Below are 13,976 nucleotides of genomic sequence, written 5' to 3' on the forward strand. Positions count from 1 at the left end.
GTGGGACGCGATCTGACCGCGCTCTTCGACCCCCGTTCCGTCGCCGTCGTCGGCGCCAGCGACGACCCCGCGAAGTACGGCCATGCCGTCGCCTCCCAGGCGCTGCGCGCCGACGGGCGCCGCCCGGTGCACCTGGTGAACCGGCGTGGCGGCACCGTTCTCGGCAGGCCGGCGGCCCCCTCCCTCGCCGCGATCGGCGAGCCGGTCGAGCTGGTGGTGATCTCCGTCCCCGGCAGCGGCTTCGAGGCAGCCGTCGAGGACGCCCTGGCCTGCGGGGCGAAGGCGATCGTCGCCATCACCGCGGGCTTCGCCGAGGCCGGGCCCGCGGGACTGGCCCGGCAGCGCGCGGTCGTCGCACGCGTCCGGGAGGCCGGGGCCGTCCTCGTCGGGCCCAACTGCCTGGGCATCGCCGACAACACGACCGAGCTCCACCTCGCTTCGGACCGCTTCGCACCCGGCGGTGTCGCCCTCCTGAGCCAGAGCGGCAACCTCGCCCTCGAACTCCAGCTCCGCGGCGCCCCGCACGGCCTCGGCTTCTCCCGGTTCGTCTCCCTGGGCAACCAGGCCGACGTCACCCTCGTCGACCTCGTCGAGGACTGCTCCCGGCACGAGGCCACCGCCGCGATCGCCGTGTACGCCGAGGACTTCGGCGACGGCAGGGCCTTCGCCCGGGCCGCCGCCGCGGCGGGCAAGCCGGTGGTCCTGCTCACCGCCGGGCGCGGCACCGCCTCCGCGCGCAGCGCCCAGTCCCACACCGGGGCGCTCACCACCTCGGCGGACGTGGTCGCGGCCGCCTGCCTCGACGCCGGGGTCGAACTCGTGGCCACGCCGCGGGAGATGACGGTCGTACTGGCCGCGCTGAGCGCGGGGGCCCGTACGAGGGGACGGCGCACGGCGGTCTTCACCGACGGCGGCGGCCACGGAGCGGTCGCCGCGGACGCGGCCGAGGACGCCGGGCTCGAGGTACCGGAACTCGGCGGGCCGACGCAGGACAGGCTGCGGGCCGTGCTCTGGGAGCAGTCCTCCGTCGGCAACCCGGTGGACCTGGCCGGGATGGGCGAACAGCGGCCCCTCTCGTACGCGGACACGGTCGGGGAACTCCTCGCCGCCGACGAGGTCGACGCCGTCCTGATGACCGGCTACTTCGGCGGGTACGCCGCTTCCGAAGGCGGTCTGGGCGGCGGCCCGGCCGGCGGCTCGGTGCTCGCCGACGGCGAGACCAGGGCCGCCAAGGAGATCGTCGCCCACCTCGCGACCGCGGCGAAGCCCCTGGTCGTGCAGTCGATGTATCCCGCGTCGCCGAGCTGCCGGGTGCTGGCCGAGGCCGGGGTCCCGGTGTTCTCCGCCACCGAGGACGCCGCCCGCGCGCTGGCGGCGATCACCGGGCGGGCGGCCGCCGGCGCGCCCGGCATCGCCCCGCTGCCCGCCCCGGCCGTACAGCTGGGGGACCCCGGGTACCACGGGGTGCGGGCGCTGCTGGCCGCAGCGGGAGTGCCGTTCCCGGCGGCCCGCGAGGTCATCGACGAGGGCGATCTGCTGTCCGCTGCGGACGAGTTCGAAGGCCCGTACGTGCTCAAGGCACTGCACCTGCTGCACAAGTCCGACGCCGGCGGGGTGGCCCTGCGCCTGCCCGACCGGGACGCGCTGCTGGCCGCGTACCGGCAGATGCACGCGCGGCTCGGTGCCGCCGCCTACTCGCTGGAGGCGATGGCCGACCTCTCCGACGGCGTCGAGCTGATCGTCGGGGTGAACCGCGACCCGCGGTTCGGGCCGGTGGCGATGGTCGGGCTGGGCGGCGTGCTCACCGAGACCCTGCGCGACGTGGCGTTCGCCCTGGCGCCCGTACCGGCCGCACGGGCCGAACAGCTGCTCCGCGGCCTGCGGACCGGCGCGCTGCTGGACGGCGTGCGCGGCAGGCCGGCGGTGGACGTGCCCGCCGCGGCCGCCGTGATCGAGCGGATCACCGAGGTCGCCGCCGCCCATCCGGAGATCGCCGAACTGGAGGTCAACCCACTGCTGGTGCGCCCCGACGGGGCACTGGCCCTGGACGCCCGCGCCGTCCTGGGCTGAGGCCCGCCGAGATCCCCCCTTCCCGAAGGAGAGCAAGAGGACCATGGACTTCCGCTACACGCCCGAGCAGACCGAGCTCAAGACCCGCGCCGCCGCCTACACCCACTTGCTGATGGCGTACGAGGACCGGTCGGAGGAAGCGGGCGGCCCGCTGCCCGCGGACACCGTCCGGGAGCTGACCCGCGCCGCGATCGACGCCGGCGTCTACGCGATCAACATGCCCGCCGAATGGGGCGGCGCCGGGCTGTGCCTGCTCGACCAGGTCATCGTCGAGGAGGAGTTCGGCAAGGTCACCAACTGCCTGTGGGACATCCCCTGGCGGCCCGCGAACGTCCTGGCGTACGGCACCGAGGCGCAGCGGGAGAAGTACCTGCTGCCCGTCATCCGCGGCGAGCGGTTCGACGCGTTCGCGGTGACCGAGCCGGGTGCGGGCTCGGACCCGGGCTCGGGCACGAGCACCGCCGACCGGGTGGACGGCGGCTGGCTGCTGAACGGCGAGAAGTGGTTCGTGACCTGCGGTGACATCGCGGACTTCCTGCTGGTGCAGGCCGACGCGGGGCCGGAGCGGGCGGCGACCCTCTTCTTCGTCGACAAGCAGGCGCCCGGGGTCGAGATGACGCGGGTCCCCCGGTTCATGCACTCCGCGGTCAACGGGCACCCCGAGTTCACCTTCACCGACGTCTTCGTCCCCGACGAGGACGTGCTGGGCGGGGTCGGCAACGGCTACGAACTGACCAAGGAGTGGTTCACCGACGAGCGGCTGATGATCGCCGCCCGGACCGTCGGCGCCGCCGAGCGGGCTCTGGAGCTGGCCCGTGACTGGGCAGTCGAGCGGCGCCAGTTCGGCTCCCGCATCGCCGACTTCCAGCTGATCCAGGGCATGCTCGCCGACTGCGCCGTCGACATCGCCGTCAACCGCGCCTACACCCACCAGGTCGCCTGGGAGGCCGATCAGCCCGGGACCGACCCCAAGACCCTGCACGCCAAGGCCTCGACGGCGAAGCTCGCGGCGAGCGAGGCCGCGGGGCGGGTCGTCGACCGGTGCCTGCAGATCTTCGGCGGCCGCGGCTACGACCGCACCTACCCCGTCGAGCGCATGTACCGCGAACTGCGCGTCGACCGCATCTGGGAGGGCACCTCCGAGATCCAGCGCCTGATCATCGCCAACGAACTCGTCAAGCGGGGCACCCGGGTCCTGGCCCTCCCGCGCTGACACCGCCCGTACGACCACGCCTTCCACACCCGCCACACCTGCCAGAGCCACCGAAAGGACCCCGAGAACCCCATGGACTTCCGACTCACCGCACGCCAGCAGGAGCTCCAGGGCAAGGCCCGCGAACTCACCGAGTTCATCATGAAGTACGAGGCCGACTGCGAGGAGAACAACGGCCTGCCCCCGCAGGCCCACGCCGAGATCCGCGACGCCGTCCTCGACAGCGGCCTCCAGGCCGTCAACATGCCCGCGGAGTGGGGCGGCGCCGGCCTGACCATCCTGGAGCAGGTCGTCGTGCAGGCGGAGCTCGGCCGGCTCACCGGCGCGCTCTGGGACATGGTGTGGCGGCCCGCCAACGCCCTGTCGCACTGCACCCCCGAGCAGCGCGAACGCTTCCTGGTACCGGTGATCCGGGGCCGGCGCCGCGACTGCTACGCGGTGAGCGAGCCCGAGGCCGGCTCGGACCCGCAGAGCATCCGGACCACGGCCACGCGGACCGCGGACGGCTGGGTGCTGGGCGGCGAGAAGTGGTTCGTCACGGTCGGCGACCACGCCGACTTCATGATCGTGCTCGCGGCGGCCGGGGAGGAGGGGTCACCGACCCTCTTCCTCGTCGACAAGGACACCCCCGGCGTGGAGATGACCCGGGTGCCGCGCTGGATGCACACCTTCGTCTACGAGCACCCCGAGTTCACCTTCACCGACGTGCACGTGCCGGACGACGCCGTGCTCGGGGGGATCGGCAACGGCTACGACATCACCCGCTCCTGGTTCACCGAGGAGCGTCTGATGATCGCCGCGCGCACGATCGGCGCCGCCGAGCGGGTCCTGGAGCTGGCCCGGGACTGGGCGGTGGAGCGGCGCCAGTTCGGCTCCCCCATCGCCGACTTCCAGCTGATCCAGGGCATGCTCGCCGACTGCGCCGTCGACATCGCCGTCAACCGCGCCTACACCCACCAGGTCGCGTGGGAGGTCGACGAGGGCCGGGCCGACCGCAAGACCCTGCACGCCAAGGCGGCCGTCGCGAAGCTCGCGGCGAGCGAGGCGTCCGGCCGGGTCGTCGACCGGTGCCTGCAGGTCTTCGGCGGCCGCGGCTACGACCGCTCGTACCCCGTCGAGCGCCTCTACCGCGAACTGCGCGTCGACCGCATCTGGGAGGGCACCTCCGAGATCCAGCGCCTGATCATCGCGGGTGAACTCGTCAAGCGAGGCACGGGCGTCCTGCAGATGCCGGCCGACGAGGGCGCGGGCGCCCGGTGACCGACGACGTACTGTCCACCGGCGGCGGACGGGCGACCGCCGCCGCCGGCCGGGCGGCCGGTGACTCCTCCGGGACGGACCGGGTCGGGGTCGTGGGCTGCGGACTGATGGGATCCGGCATCGCCGAGGTCTGCGCCCGCACCGGCCGGGACGTCGCGGCCGGCGAACTCACCGCCGCCGGGACGGCGGACGCCGCCGCCCGGATCACCGTGACCACCGACCTGAAGCACATGGCGGACCGGGACCTGGTGATCGAGGCGGTGGCCGAGGACGAGCGGGCCAAAGTGGACGTCCTCGCCCGGCTCGACGCGGTGGTGGACGGCCCCGACGCCGTACTGGCGACGAACACCTCCTCCATCCCGGTCGTCCGGCTCGCGGCCGCGACCTCGCGGCCGGAGCAGGTGATCGGCATGCACTTCTTCCACCCGGTCCCGGTGCTCCCCCTCGTGGAGCTCGTGCCCTCCCTGCTCACCGGCGAGGAGACCGTCCACCGGGCGGAGGCCTTCGCCTCCGGGGTCGCCCTGGACACCGTGCGGTCCATCGCCCGGTCGATGTACGCGGAGCATCCGGAACCGCTGTACGCCCCGCCGCCGCTGTCCCGGAGGGTGGAGGCGGGCCTGCTGGCCCGCACGTCGGGCCGCGGTTTCCACGTCCACCCCGGCACGGGGCGCGCCATGGGCAAGGATGGGGGTACGGGTGACACGGGTGCGGCGGGCCGGACCGCCGTACCGGGACCGTTCACCCACTCACCCGCCGACGGGCGCCGACACGGGGAGCAGCCGACGTGACCAAGGCCGAGCGCGCACTCGAGACACGTGAGCGGATCCTCACGGCGGCGTGCGAAGTGATCGCCGAGATCGGTTTCGAGCACGTCAGCATGCGCAAGGTCGCCGAGCACGCCGCCGTCTCCAAGGCCCTGCTGCACTACCACTTCGACACCCGCGAGAAGCTCTTCGCCGAGGCGATGACGCACTCGTTCGCCAAGACCGGCACGGACACCGGCAGCGAGGACGACTCGCTCCCCGCCGCCGTGGTCCTGGCCCGGATCGTACGGAGCATGCTGCCCACGGACCCGGAGCTCCACCAGGACTGGAAGCTCTGGCAGGAGCTGTGGGTGCGCTCCCAGCGCGACGCGACGGCCCGCCACCTCGCCGTCGACCTGTACGACCAGCTGCACGCGTGGGTCGGCGGGGTCGTGGAACGGGGCATCGCCTCCGGGGAGTTCACCGACTGCGACGTCGCCGCACTCGCCACCCTGGTGCTGGCCCTGTGCGACGGCCTGGGCATCCGCCTGATGCTGGAGGACCCCCGGGTCGGCCTCGAGACGGCCCAGGCGGCGATCTGGCGGGCGATCGCACCGGCCCTCGGGATCCCCCCGGCCTTCCCGGCGGTGTGAACGGGGGCGGCAGGCCGTTTGTTCGGGGAATGTACGGGCGGCGGCGCGGCCACCGGTGAGCCGGGTCGGTGCGGCTAGCATCGACCGGGTTCGCCGTGCGTGAGAGGCAGTGATGACGCAGTCCAAGGGCCTCGTGCTGATCGTCGAGGACGAGCGCCACATCTCCGATGTGCAGCGGCTCTACCTGGCGCGCGAGGGTTTCGGCGTCCACGTCGAGGCCGACGGGACCGCCGGGCTCGCCGCCGCGCGCCGGATGCGCCCCGTGGCGATCGTGCTGGACATCGGCCTGCCCGGCATGGACGGCATCGCCTTCTGCCGCGCCCTGCGCGATGCCGGCGACTGGACCCCGGTACTGCTGGTCACCGCACGCGGCGAGGAGGCCGACCGGATCCTCGGCCTCGAACTGGGCGCGGACGACTATCTGACCAAGCCGTTCTCGCCGCGCGAGCTGGTCGCCCGGGTCAAGACCGTGCTGCGCCGGGCGGCGGGGCCGCCCGGCCGGCCGCCCGAGCCGGTCGGGCGGCTCAGCCTGGACCCGGGGACCCGCACCGTGCGGCGCGACGGCGAGCCGGTCGAGCTCACCGCCACGGAGTTCAACCTGCTCGAGCACCTGCTGACGCACGTGGGGCAGGTCTTCACCCGTGAGCAGCTGCTCAGCCAGGTGTGGGGGTACCCGGGCTACCGCGACACCCGGATGGTCGACGTCTTCGTCTCGCAGCTGCGCTCCAAGCTCGGCGACGCGAGCCCGATCCGTACGGTCCGGGGCGTCGGGTACAGCGCCACGGCTCCCGGCGCGTGACCGGCCCCCGCCCCGACGGGCGCCGCCGCGGCTCCCTCGCCCGCAACATCGTGGTGCTGACCACGGCGGTGGCGGCGCTCGCGGTGGCGTTGACCGGGCTGATCGCCTGGCAGACGGCGGCGCACGGTGCGGAGCAGCGCGAACGCGACCGGCTGACGCGTCAGGCGACCGTGCTCAGCCGCCTTCCGGCCCTGTCCGAGGCCCTCTTCCACGGCGCCCAGGTACTGGGCGGGCCGAACGAGGTGCAGCTCGCGGTCATCGCCCCGGACGGCACGGTGAGCGGAACCGCCACCCCGGCCGTGGACAGGGCGTCGAAGTCGGCGCTCCTGGCCGGGGAGCCGGTCTCCACGACGGGCATCCTGGGCGGCCGGGAGGTGCTGCTGGTGGGCCGGCCCGGCGTGCGCGGGGGCGCGGTGGTACTGACCGAGCCGTACGCGGTCGTCACCGACACCACGAACCAGATCCGCCGCAACGTGGTCGCGCCGCTGGTCGCCGGCATGCTCGGCGCGGCCCTGGCCGGGGCCCTCCTGGCCCGCCGCATCGCCCGTCCGCTGGTGACGGCCGCGCAGATCGCGCACCGGCTCGCCGACGGCGAACGGGGCGTACCGGCTCCGGTGGACGGCCCCCGGGAGGCGGCGGACATCGGGCGCGCCCTCAACGTCCTGGACGGGGCGCTGGCGCGGAGCGAGAACCGGCAGCGGGAGTTCCTGCTGTCCGTCTCCCACGACCTGCGCACGCCCCTGACCGCGTTGCAGGGATACGCCGAGGCGCTCGCCGACGGCCTGATCGAACCGGACCGCGTGGCCGAGGTCGGCGGCATCCTGGCCGACGAGACCCGCCGCCTGGACCGGTTCCTGGGGGACCTGCTGGACCTGGCCCGGCTGGAGGCGGACGAGTTCCGCCTCGACGTGGCCCCCGCCGACCTGTGTACGGTCGCCGCCGAGGCCGCCGCGTTCTGGACCGGCCCCTGCGCACGCCACGGGGTCGAACTCCGTCTGGAGCGGCCCGGGCAGGCCGTCGTCGTCGGCACGGACGCCTTCCGGGTGCGCCAGCTGATCGACGGCCTCGTGCAGAACGCCCTGCGGGTCACGCCCGAGGGCGCGCCGCTGGTCCTCGCCGTCCGTGCGGCGGCCGGCGGCGGGGCCGAGGTGCAGGTCCGCGACGGCGGGCCCGGCCTCACCGAGGACGACGTACGCGTGGCCTTCGACCACGGCGCCCTGCACGAGCGCTACCGGGACACCCGCCCCGTCGGCAGCGGTCTGGGGCTGGCCATCGCCCACCGCCTGGCCGGCCGCCTCGGCGGCACCCTCGGCGTCGAGGGGCACGGCCCGGAGGGCGGGGCCTGCTTCACCCTCGCCCTCCCGCCCGCGCCCGGGGAGCGCGAGGGGATGCCGCCCGGGCCGTGAGTCCGTACATTCCCCGAACAATGCGCCAACGTCCCCCTTACCCGCACCGCGCACCGTGGCACCCATGAACTCTCCATCGGCCGCGGTACCCGGCCTCCTCCACCGCAGCGGGCGCTGGTGCGCCCGGCACGCCTGGCGGGTCGTCGCCCTGTGGGTCCTGCTCCTCGTCGGCCTCGGACTGGCGAGCCGCGCGTGGGGCGGCGCCTTCGCGGACGGCTTCTCGCTGCCAGGGACCCGCACCCAGACCGGCGCCGACCTGCTCCAGGCCCACACCAGCGGTTCCGGGGGCACGGCCTCCCCCCTCGTGCTGCGGTCGGACCAGGGTTCCGTCACCGGGCACCGGGCCGCGATCGAATCGGCCGTCGGCAACCTGAGCCGCCTGCCGGACGTCCTGTCCGTGTCCGACCCGCTCACCACCCCCGGCGCGGTTTCCGCGAGCGGCGACATCGCGCAGCTGACCGTCCGCTTCGACGGCAACCCCGCTTCCTTCGGCTCCTCCTACCTCGCCGAGGTGGACACCGCGGTCGAGCCCCTGCGCGCCGACGGCGTCACCGTCGAGTACGGGTCCCCGCTCGGGCAGCTGGCCACGCCGAAGTCCGCCGACCGCACCTCGGAGGCCATCGGCCTGGCCGTCGCCGTGCTGGTGCTGCTGATCGGCTTCGGCAGCGTCGCCGCCACCGGCCTGCCGCTGGTGACGGCGGTACTCGGCCTCGCCGTCAGCCTGGCCGGTCTCGGACTGCTGGCCGGGCACTTCGACTTCGGCCAGGCGGCCCCGACCCTGGCCTCGATGATGGGCCTCGGTGTCGGCATCGACTACGCGCTCTTCCTCGCCACCCGCCACCGGGCCCTGCTGCAGGCCGGGGCGGATCCCGCCGAGGCGGTCGGGCGTACGGTCGCCACCAGCGGGCGTGCCGTGCTGGTCGCCGCCGCCACGGTCGCCATGGCCCTGGCCGGGCTGTGCGTGTCCGGCGTCGGCTTCATCGGGACCCTCGGCGTCGCGGCCGGGCTCAGCGTCGTCGTGGCCGCCGCCGCGTCGGTGACGCTGACCCCCGCGCTGCTGGGCCTGCTCGGGCACCGTATCGACCGCCTCCACGTGCGCACCCCGGTCACCGAACCCACCGGTGAGTCGGACGTGTGGCACCGCTGGGCCGTTCTGGTCAGCCGCCGTCCCTGGCTCTTCCTGGCCGGCGGCCTGCTGGTGCTCGGCGTCCTCTCCGTGCCGGTGGCGTCCATGCAGCTCGGGCACGTCGACGCCGGAGCGCAGTCCACCAGCCGTACCGACCGCCGTGCCTACGACCTGATCACCGAGGGATTCGGCCCCGGCGCCAACGGACCGCTCACCGTCGTCACCCAGCTCGACAGCCGGCAGGTCGCCGACGACAAGCAGCGCGGGGACCTCGCCGCCTCGCTGCGGAGCAGCCTGACGGCCGTGCCCGGGGTCGCCTCCGTGACGGCTCCCGTCGCCAGTCCCGACCACGTCCTGCTCGTCACCACGGTCACTCCCGCCACCGGTCCGCAGGACGCGGCCACCGGCGACCTGATCCACACCCTGCAGGACGACACCCTGCCGCAGGCGCTGTCGGGCACCGGCGCCACCGGCTACGTCACCGGCACCGCAGCCGCCGCGCAGACCTTCACCGACACCCTCTCGGCCAAACTGCCCCTCATCATCGGTGTGGTCGTCGCCGCCGCGTTCCTGCTGCTGCTCACCGTCTTCCGCAGCCCGCTCATCGCCCTCAAGGCCGCCGTGCTCAACCTGTTCTCGATCGCCGCCGCGTACGGCGTGGTCGTCGCGGTCTTCCAGTGGGGCTGGGGCGGTGCGCTGTTCGGCGTCACCGAGAAGGTGCCCGTCGAGTCGTACGTGCCGGTGATGATGTTCGCGATCGTCTTCGGACTCTCCATGGACTACGAGGTGTTCCTGCTCTCCCGGATCCGCGAGACGTGGCTGCACCGCAGGGACAACCACCTCGCCGTCGCCACCGGCCTCGCCGCCACGGCCCGCGTCATCACCTGCGCGGCACTCATCATGACCAGTGTCTTCCTGGCGTTCCTGCTCTCCACGAACGTCGCCGTCAAGATGCTCGCGCTCGGCCTGGGCGTCAGCGTCATCATCGACGCGACCGTGGTCCGGCTGCTCCTGGTGCCCGCGTCCATGTACCTGCTCGGGCGCGCCAACTGGTGGCTCCCCGCCTGGCTGGACCGTTTCCTTCCGCACCTCGACCCGGAAGGGCCCGCGGCCCCTCCTCCCCCGCCGGTCCCCTCCGCGCCCGCCACCGTCCTCACGTCCGCCCGGGGAGACCACCGGTGAAGCGGCCACCGGTGAAGCGGCGACCGGTGAAGATCCGGGCCGCGCTGCGCCGCCACCTCGCCCTGACCGTCACGGCCGCCGTGGCGCTGGTGGCCGTTCTCGGCGCGGGAGCGGCCGAGTTCGCCGCCCGCGGCGTGCTCCGGAACCGGATCGCCGCGGCCGCCCCCGCACTCGGCGACGACGTGGCCGTCAGCGCAGCCGGCGACTGGGTCCTGTGGCAGCTGGTGCAGGAGCGCATCCCCCGGCTCGACATCAGCAGCGACGACGCCCGCACCGGGCGGCTCGACCACCTCAAGGTCGAGGCCCGGCTCGACGACGTCCGGTTCGGCGGGAAGACCACCGTCGGCGCCGCCCACGCCGAGGTGACGGCTTCCACCGAGTCCATCGCGGCCGCGATCCGGACCGCCGCGCCCTCCGTACGGGTGGGCGCGGTGACCACCGACCCGGCGCGGGGCACCGTCCTCGCCTCGGTCGGCCCGGGCGGCGCCGGGCAGCTGACGCTGCGTCCCGTACTCGCGGACGGCCGCGTCGGCCTCACCGTCGACGGGCTCACCCTGTTCGGCCGGTCCGTCCCCGCCGACCGGCTCGGGGCGGGCGACGGCGCGTTCGGCGCCGGGCCCGGAGCGCCGAAGGAGTACCCGCTCGGGCTCAGGGCCACCTCCGTACACGTCCGGCCCGACGGCCTCCACGTGGCGCTGGCGGCCGGGCCCGGCCCCCTGGGGGCCTGACCGGGGCGGTCACCGGCCGCGCGGCCAGCCCGTACGCCGTCGGGACGTGCGCGGCCGGCGGCCGGACGGGGCGGGGGTGGCGAGTTCGAAGGAGACGGTGATCTGCGCGCCCCCGCGGGGGCCTCGGGTGACCTGCATCGAGCCGCCGGTGACGGCCGCCGCCCTGCGGGCGATGTCGAGGCCGAGCCCGGAGGATCCCGTACTGCTCCCGCGGGAGAGGGCCCGGTCCGGTTCGGGGATGCCCGGACCGCCGTCCTCCACGACCAGTTCCACGGCCAGGGCGGTCCGGACGACGCGCACGCCGAACGGGGTGCCGGACGGGGTGTGCCGGAAGATGTTGCCGATGAGCGCGTCCACCACGGCGGCGAGGTCGTCGTCGGACAGGCCGACGGGCGAGGGCTCCTGGGTGATGTCGAGGGAGCAGGGCCGGTCCTGCTGCTCCGCCAGGACCGCCCAGAACGCGGTCCGGCGGCGGACCACGTCGGCCGCCTCGCAGCGGGGTCCGGCCGGTGCCGCACCGGTGGTGTGGTGGCCCGTTCCCGCCTCCGTGCCGAGCATGCCCTGGCCCATCGGGCCCACGGCGAGCGGGGTGCGCGCCGCGGTGATGATGGCCTGGAGTTCCGTCTCCAGCTCGCACACGGCCGCCTCGACCCTGGCCGACTCCGGTGAGCCCCCCATGCGTTCCGAGGCCAGGTGCAGGGCGGTCAGCGGGGTGCGGAGCCGGTGGGAGAGGTCGGCGACCAGTTCGCGTTCGACGGCGAGCAGTTCGGTCATCCGGTGGGCCATCGCGTTGAAGGCGACGCCGGCGTCGCGGAGTTCCTTGGGGCCCATGGGCTCCACGCGGGCTTCCAGATTGCCCTGTCCCAGCGCGTGGGAGGCGTGGGCGAGTCTCTTGGAGGACCTGACGACCTTCGCGCCGAGCCGGTCGGCGACCAGCACGGAACCGCCGACCAGACCCACGGCGAGGAGGAGCATGACCGCCCAGGAGGCCTTGACCCCGCGGGTCAGCTCCTGCTCCGGGACGAAGTTCTCGATGACGGCGACCCGGTCTCCGGGCAGCACCACCGGCTGCAGGCAGATCCAGCCGCCGGGGACCGCCTGCGAGATGGACTCGCGCCCCTGCTCCGCCCGTTCGAGCAGCGCGGCGGGTGCCCGGGAACTGCCGAGGGCGGGCGCGTCCGGCAGGTGCACGACCAGGTGCTCGGTCGCGTCCAGGCTCGCGGCGGATTCCCGCAGGGCGGACGGATCCGTCGTCAGCGTCAGTACGGGTGCCAGGGCCGCGGCCCGCTGCTCGGCCGCGGTGACGCTCTGCTCCTTGACGAGCGACATGACCAGGGCTGCCAGCGGGATGAGGAAGGAGAGGGCGACCATGGACGTGACGGCCAGGGCCACTCCGGCCAGTGAGCGCCTCACCGCGGCTCCACCAGCTTGATGCCGACGCCGCGGACGGTCAGCAGGTAGCGCGGGGCCGCCGCGCGTTCGCCGAGCTTGCGGCGCAGGGACGAGAGGTGCACGTCGACGGTCTGGTCGTCCACGTACGGTTCGCGCCAGACCTCGGTCAGCAGCCGCCGCTTGGAGACCACCTGCCCGGTGTGGTGGGCGAGGAAGGCCAGGAGGTCGAACTCGCGGCGGGTGAGGTGGAGCTCACGGCCGGCCAGGTGGGCGGTGCGGGCGCCGGGATCGACCGCCAACTCCCCCACGACGGTGGCGCGCAGCGGTTCGGCCGCCGGCGCCGGCCACGCACCCTGACCGGCGTGCGGCGGAGCCGCATGCCCGGAGGGGACGTGGCCGGTGCGCCGGAGGACGGCGGAGAGACGTGCGATGAGCTGTCCCCCCGAGAAGGGTTTGACCAGGTAGTCGTCGGCGCCCGCGTTGAGGAGCCGGATGATTTCCGTCTCGTCGTCACGGGCGGTTGCCACGAGGACGGGAACGGAGGATATGCCCCGGATCATGCGCAGTGCGTCCCCTCCGTCCAGGTCGGGCAGCCCCAGGTCGAGGACGACGGCGTCGACCGGCGCCTGGGTGACCTCACGCAGGGCGCCGAAGCCGTCGCCCACGCTGCGGACGGCATACCCGTGTTCCGCCAGGACCTCTATCAGTGACTGGCGGATGCTGGGGTCGTCTTCGACGACCAGGACGCTCGGCATGCGCACACCTTAGGTGAACGATCGTTCTATCGGTCACCGAAGGCCGGGCCGTCGTCGGTGATGCGCAGGTGCACGGGCCGGTCGGAGACCGGGATGGTGCAGCCCTCCTGGGAACTGCAGCTCGCGTAGCCGAGCAGTACGGTCGCCTCCCCGTTGCCGTCCGAGCGGACGGGCAGGGTGGTGGTGACGGGGCCGTCGGGGTAGACGGGGACGGGGGCCTCGACGCCGGGCACGCTGATCGTCCGTACGTCCGCGGAGGCCTTCAGCTTCCCGTCGGCCCGCAGGACCCCGGTGACGTCCACGGCGGTCGGCCTGCCCACGCCCTCGATCCCGGTGGCCGGCAGGTCGGTGCTGTAGAGGTGGAACCCCTTCTCCTCGGGGGTGAAGACCGCGGTGAGGGTGCCGTTCGGGCCGTGCCATGCGGACACCGACAGGGTGACGGTGACCCCGTTCTCGGTGAAGCTCGTCGTGGGCGCTGCGGCGCGGCTCCCGGCGGTCTGCCCGCCGCACGCAGCGAGGGCGGCCAGGGGGAGCAGGGCGGCCGCCGTGCGGGCCTTGCGGGAACGCCTCACGTAATCGGACATGCTCATCGGTGGGTCTCTGCCTCTGCGCGTTCGTTCCGGGAAGGGGAAGGAGAAAGGGAAGGGGA

11 protein-coding genes and 1 pseudogene are annotated in these 13,976 nt (G+C 74.1%); 9 read left to right on the forward strand and 3 right to left on the reverse strand.

What is annotated here, in order from left to right; translation table 11 throughout:
• The 9 genes and pseudogenes from ACIGFK_RS19910 (at position 1) to ACIGFK_RS19950 (ending at position 11,180) form a co-directional block, all read left to right on the forward strand.
• Positions 1-2,070, forward strand: coding sequence for an acetate--CoA ligase family protein (locus ACIGFK_RS19910; RefSeq protein ID WP_400052915.1), 2,070 nt, complete (start codon positions 1-3; stop codon positions 2,068-2,070).
• Between the two features lie 43 nt (positions 2,071-2,113).
• Complete coding sequence (locus ACIGFK_RS19915; protein ID WP_376660612.1) at positions 2,114-3,283, forward strand: acyl-CoA dehydrogenase family protein; 1,170 nt, start codon at positions 2,114-2,116, stop codon at positions 3,281-3,283.
• A gap of 72 nt (positions 3,284-3,355) precedes the next feature.
• Complete coding sequence (locus tag ACIGFK_RS19920; RefSeq protein WP_376660611.1) at positions 3,356-4,543, forward strand: acyl-CoA dehydrogenase family protein; 1,188 nt, start codon at positions 3,356-3,358, stop codon at positions 4,541-4,543.
• A gap of 92 nt (positions 4,544-4,635) precedes the next feature.
• A pseudogene (locus tag ACIGFK_RS19925) lies at positions 4,636-5,193 on the forward strand (3-hydroxyacyl-CoA dehydrogenase NAD-binding domain-containing protein); the annotation flags it as partial.
• Positions 5,194-5,327: 134 nt separating this feature from the next.
• A complete protein-coding gene (locus tag ACIGFK_RS19930) occupies positions 5,328-5,939 on the forward strand; it encodes a TetR/AcrR family transcriptional regulator (RefSeq protein ID WP_376660610.1) in 612 nt (203 codons plus the stop codon).
• Positions 5,940-6,051: 112 nt separating this feature from the next.
• Positions 6,052-6,738 (forward strand): response regulator transcription factor, encoded by a 687-nt coding sequence (locus ACIGFK_RS19935; protein WP_386465483.1) that lies wholly within the window; start codon positions 6,052-6,054, stop codon positions 6,736-6,738.
• Positions 6,735-8,144 (forward strand): ATP-binding protein, encoded by a 1,410-nt coding sequence (locus ACIGFK_RS19940; RefSeq protein ID WP_376656088.1) that lies wholly within the window; start codon positions 6,735-6,737, stop codon positions 8,142-8,144. The genes ACIGFK_RS19935 and ACIGFK_RS19940 overlap by 4 nt, the downstream gene beginning before the upstream one ends.
• 64 nt (positions 8,145-8,208) lie before the next feature.
• On the forward strand, positions 8,209-10,452 hold the full coding sequence (locus ACIGFK_RS19945) for an MMPL family transporter (RefSeq protein WP_386465489.1): 2,244 nt from the start codon (positions 8,209-8,211) through the stop codon (positions 10,450-10,452).
• Positions 10,449-11,180, forward strand: a complete 732-nt coding sequence (locus tag ACIGFK_RS19950; protein ID WP_376656086.1) for a DUF2993 domain-containing protein — start codon at positions 10,449-10,451, stop codon at positions 11,178-11,180. Before ACIGFK_RS19945 ends, ACIGFK_RS19950 begins: the two co-directional genes overlap by 4 nt.
• Before the next feature lie 9 nt (positions 11,181-11,189).
• On the opposite strand, the gene ACIGFK_RS19955 is transcribed toward ACIGFK_RS19950, so the two are convergent.
• From ACIGFK_RS19955 to ACIGFK_RS19965, 3 genes are read right to left on the reverse strand one after another with little or no spacing between them, the layout of a single operon-like run.
• Entirely contained in the window at positions 11,190-12,593 is a 1,404-nt protein-coding gene (locus tag ACIGFK_RS19955; RefSeq protein WP_386465493.1) for an ATP-binding protein, read from the reverse strand.
• The gene (locus ACIGFK_RS19960; RefSeq protein WP_376656084.1) at positions 12,590-13,327 is read right to left on the reverse strand and encodes a response regulator transcription factor; all 738 of its coding nucleotides are present in this window, start codon (positions 13,325-13,327) and stop codon (positions 12,590-12,592) included. Before ACIGFK_RS19960 ends, ACIGFK_RS19955 begins: the two co-directional genes overlap by 4 nt.
• A 26-nt stretch (positions 13,328-13,353) precedes the next feature.
• Positions 13,354-13,917: a hypothetical protein gene (locus ACIGFK_RS19965; protein WP_376656083.1), complete on the reverse strand. Its 564-nt coding sequence runs from the start codon at positions 13,915-13,917 to the stop codon at positions 13,354-13,356.
• Between the last annotated feature and the right edge of the window lie 59 nt (positions 13,918-13,976).

This window comes from Streptomyces sp. NPDC085524, assembly GCF_044541755.1.
GTDB lineage: Bacteria > Actinomycetota > Actinomycetes > Streptomycetales > Streptomycetaceae > Streptomyces.

Coding starts and splice junctions, on each gene's coding strand:
- ACIGFK_RS19915 (WP_376660612.1), top strand. CDS start 2,114: ATGGACTTCCGCTACACGCCCGAGCAGACCGAGCTCAAGACCCGCGCC.
- ACIGFK_RS19920 (WP_376660611.1), top strand. CDS start 3,356: ATGGACTTCCGACTCACCGCACGCCAGCAGGAGCTCCAGGGCAAGGCC.
- ACIGFK_RS19935 (WP_386465483.1), top strand. CDS start 6,052: ATGACGCAGTCCAAGGGCCTCGTGCTGATCGTCGAGGACGAGCGCCAC.
- ACIGFK_RS19945 (WP_386465489.1), top strand. CDS start 8,209: ATGAACTCTCCATCGGCCGCGGTACCCGGCCTCCTCCACCGCAGCGGG.
- ACIGFK_RS19960 (WP_376656084.1), bottom strand. CDS start 13,327: ATGCCGAGCGTCCTGGTCGTCGAAGACGACCCCAGCATCCGCCAGTCA.
- ACIGFK_RS19965 (WP_376656083.1), bottom strand. CDS start 13,917: ATGAGCATGTCCGATTACGTGAGGCGTTCCCGCAAGGCCCGCACGGCG.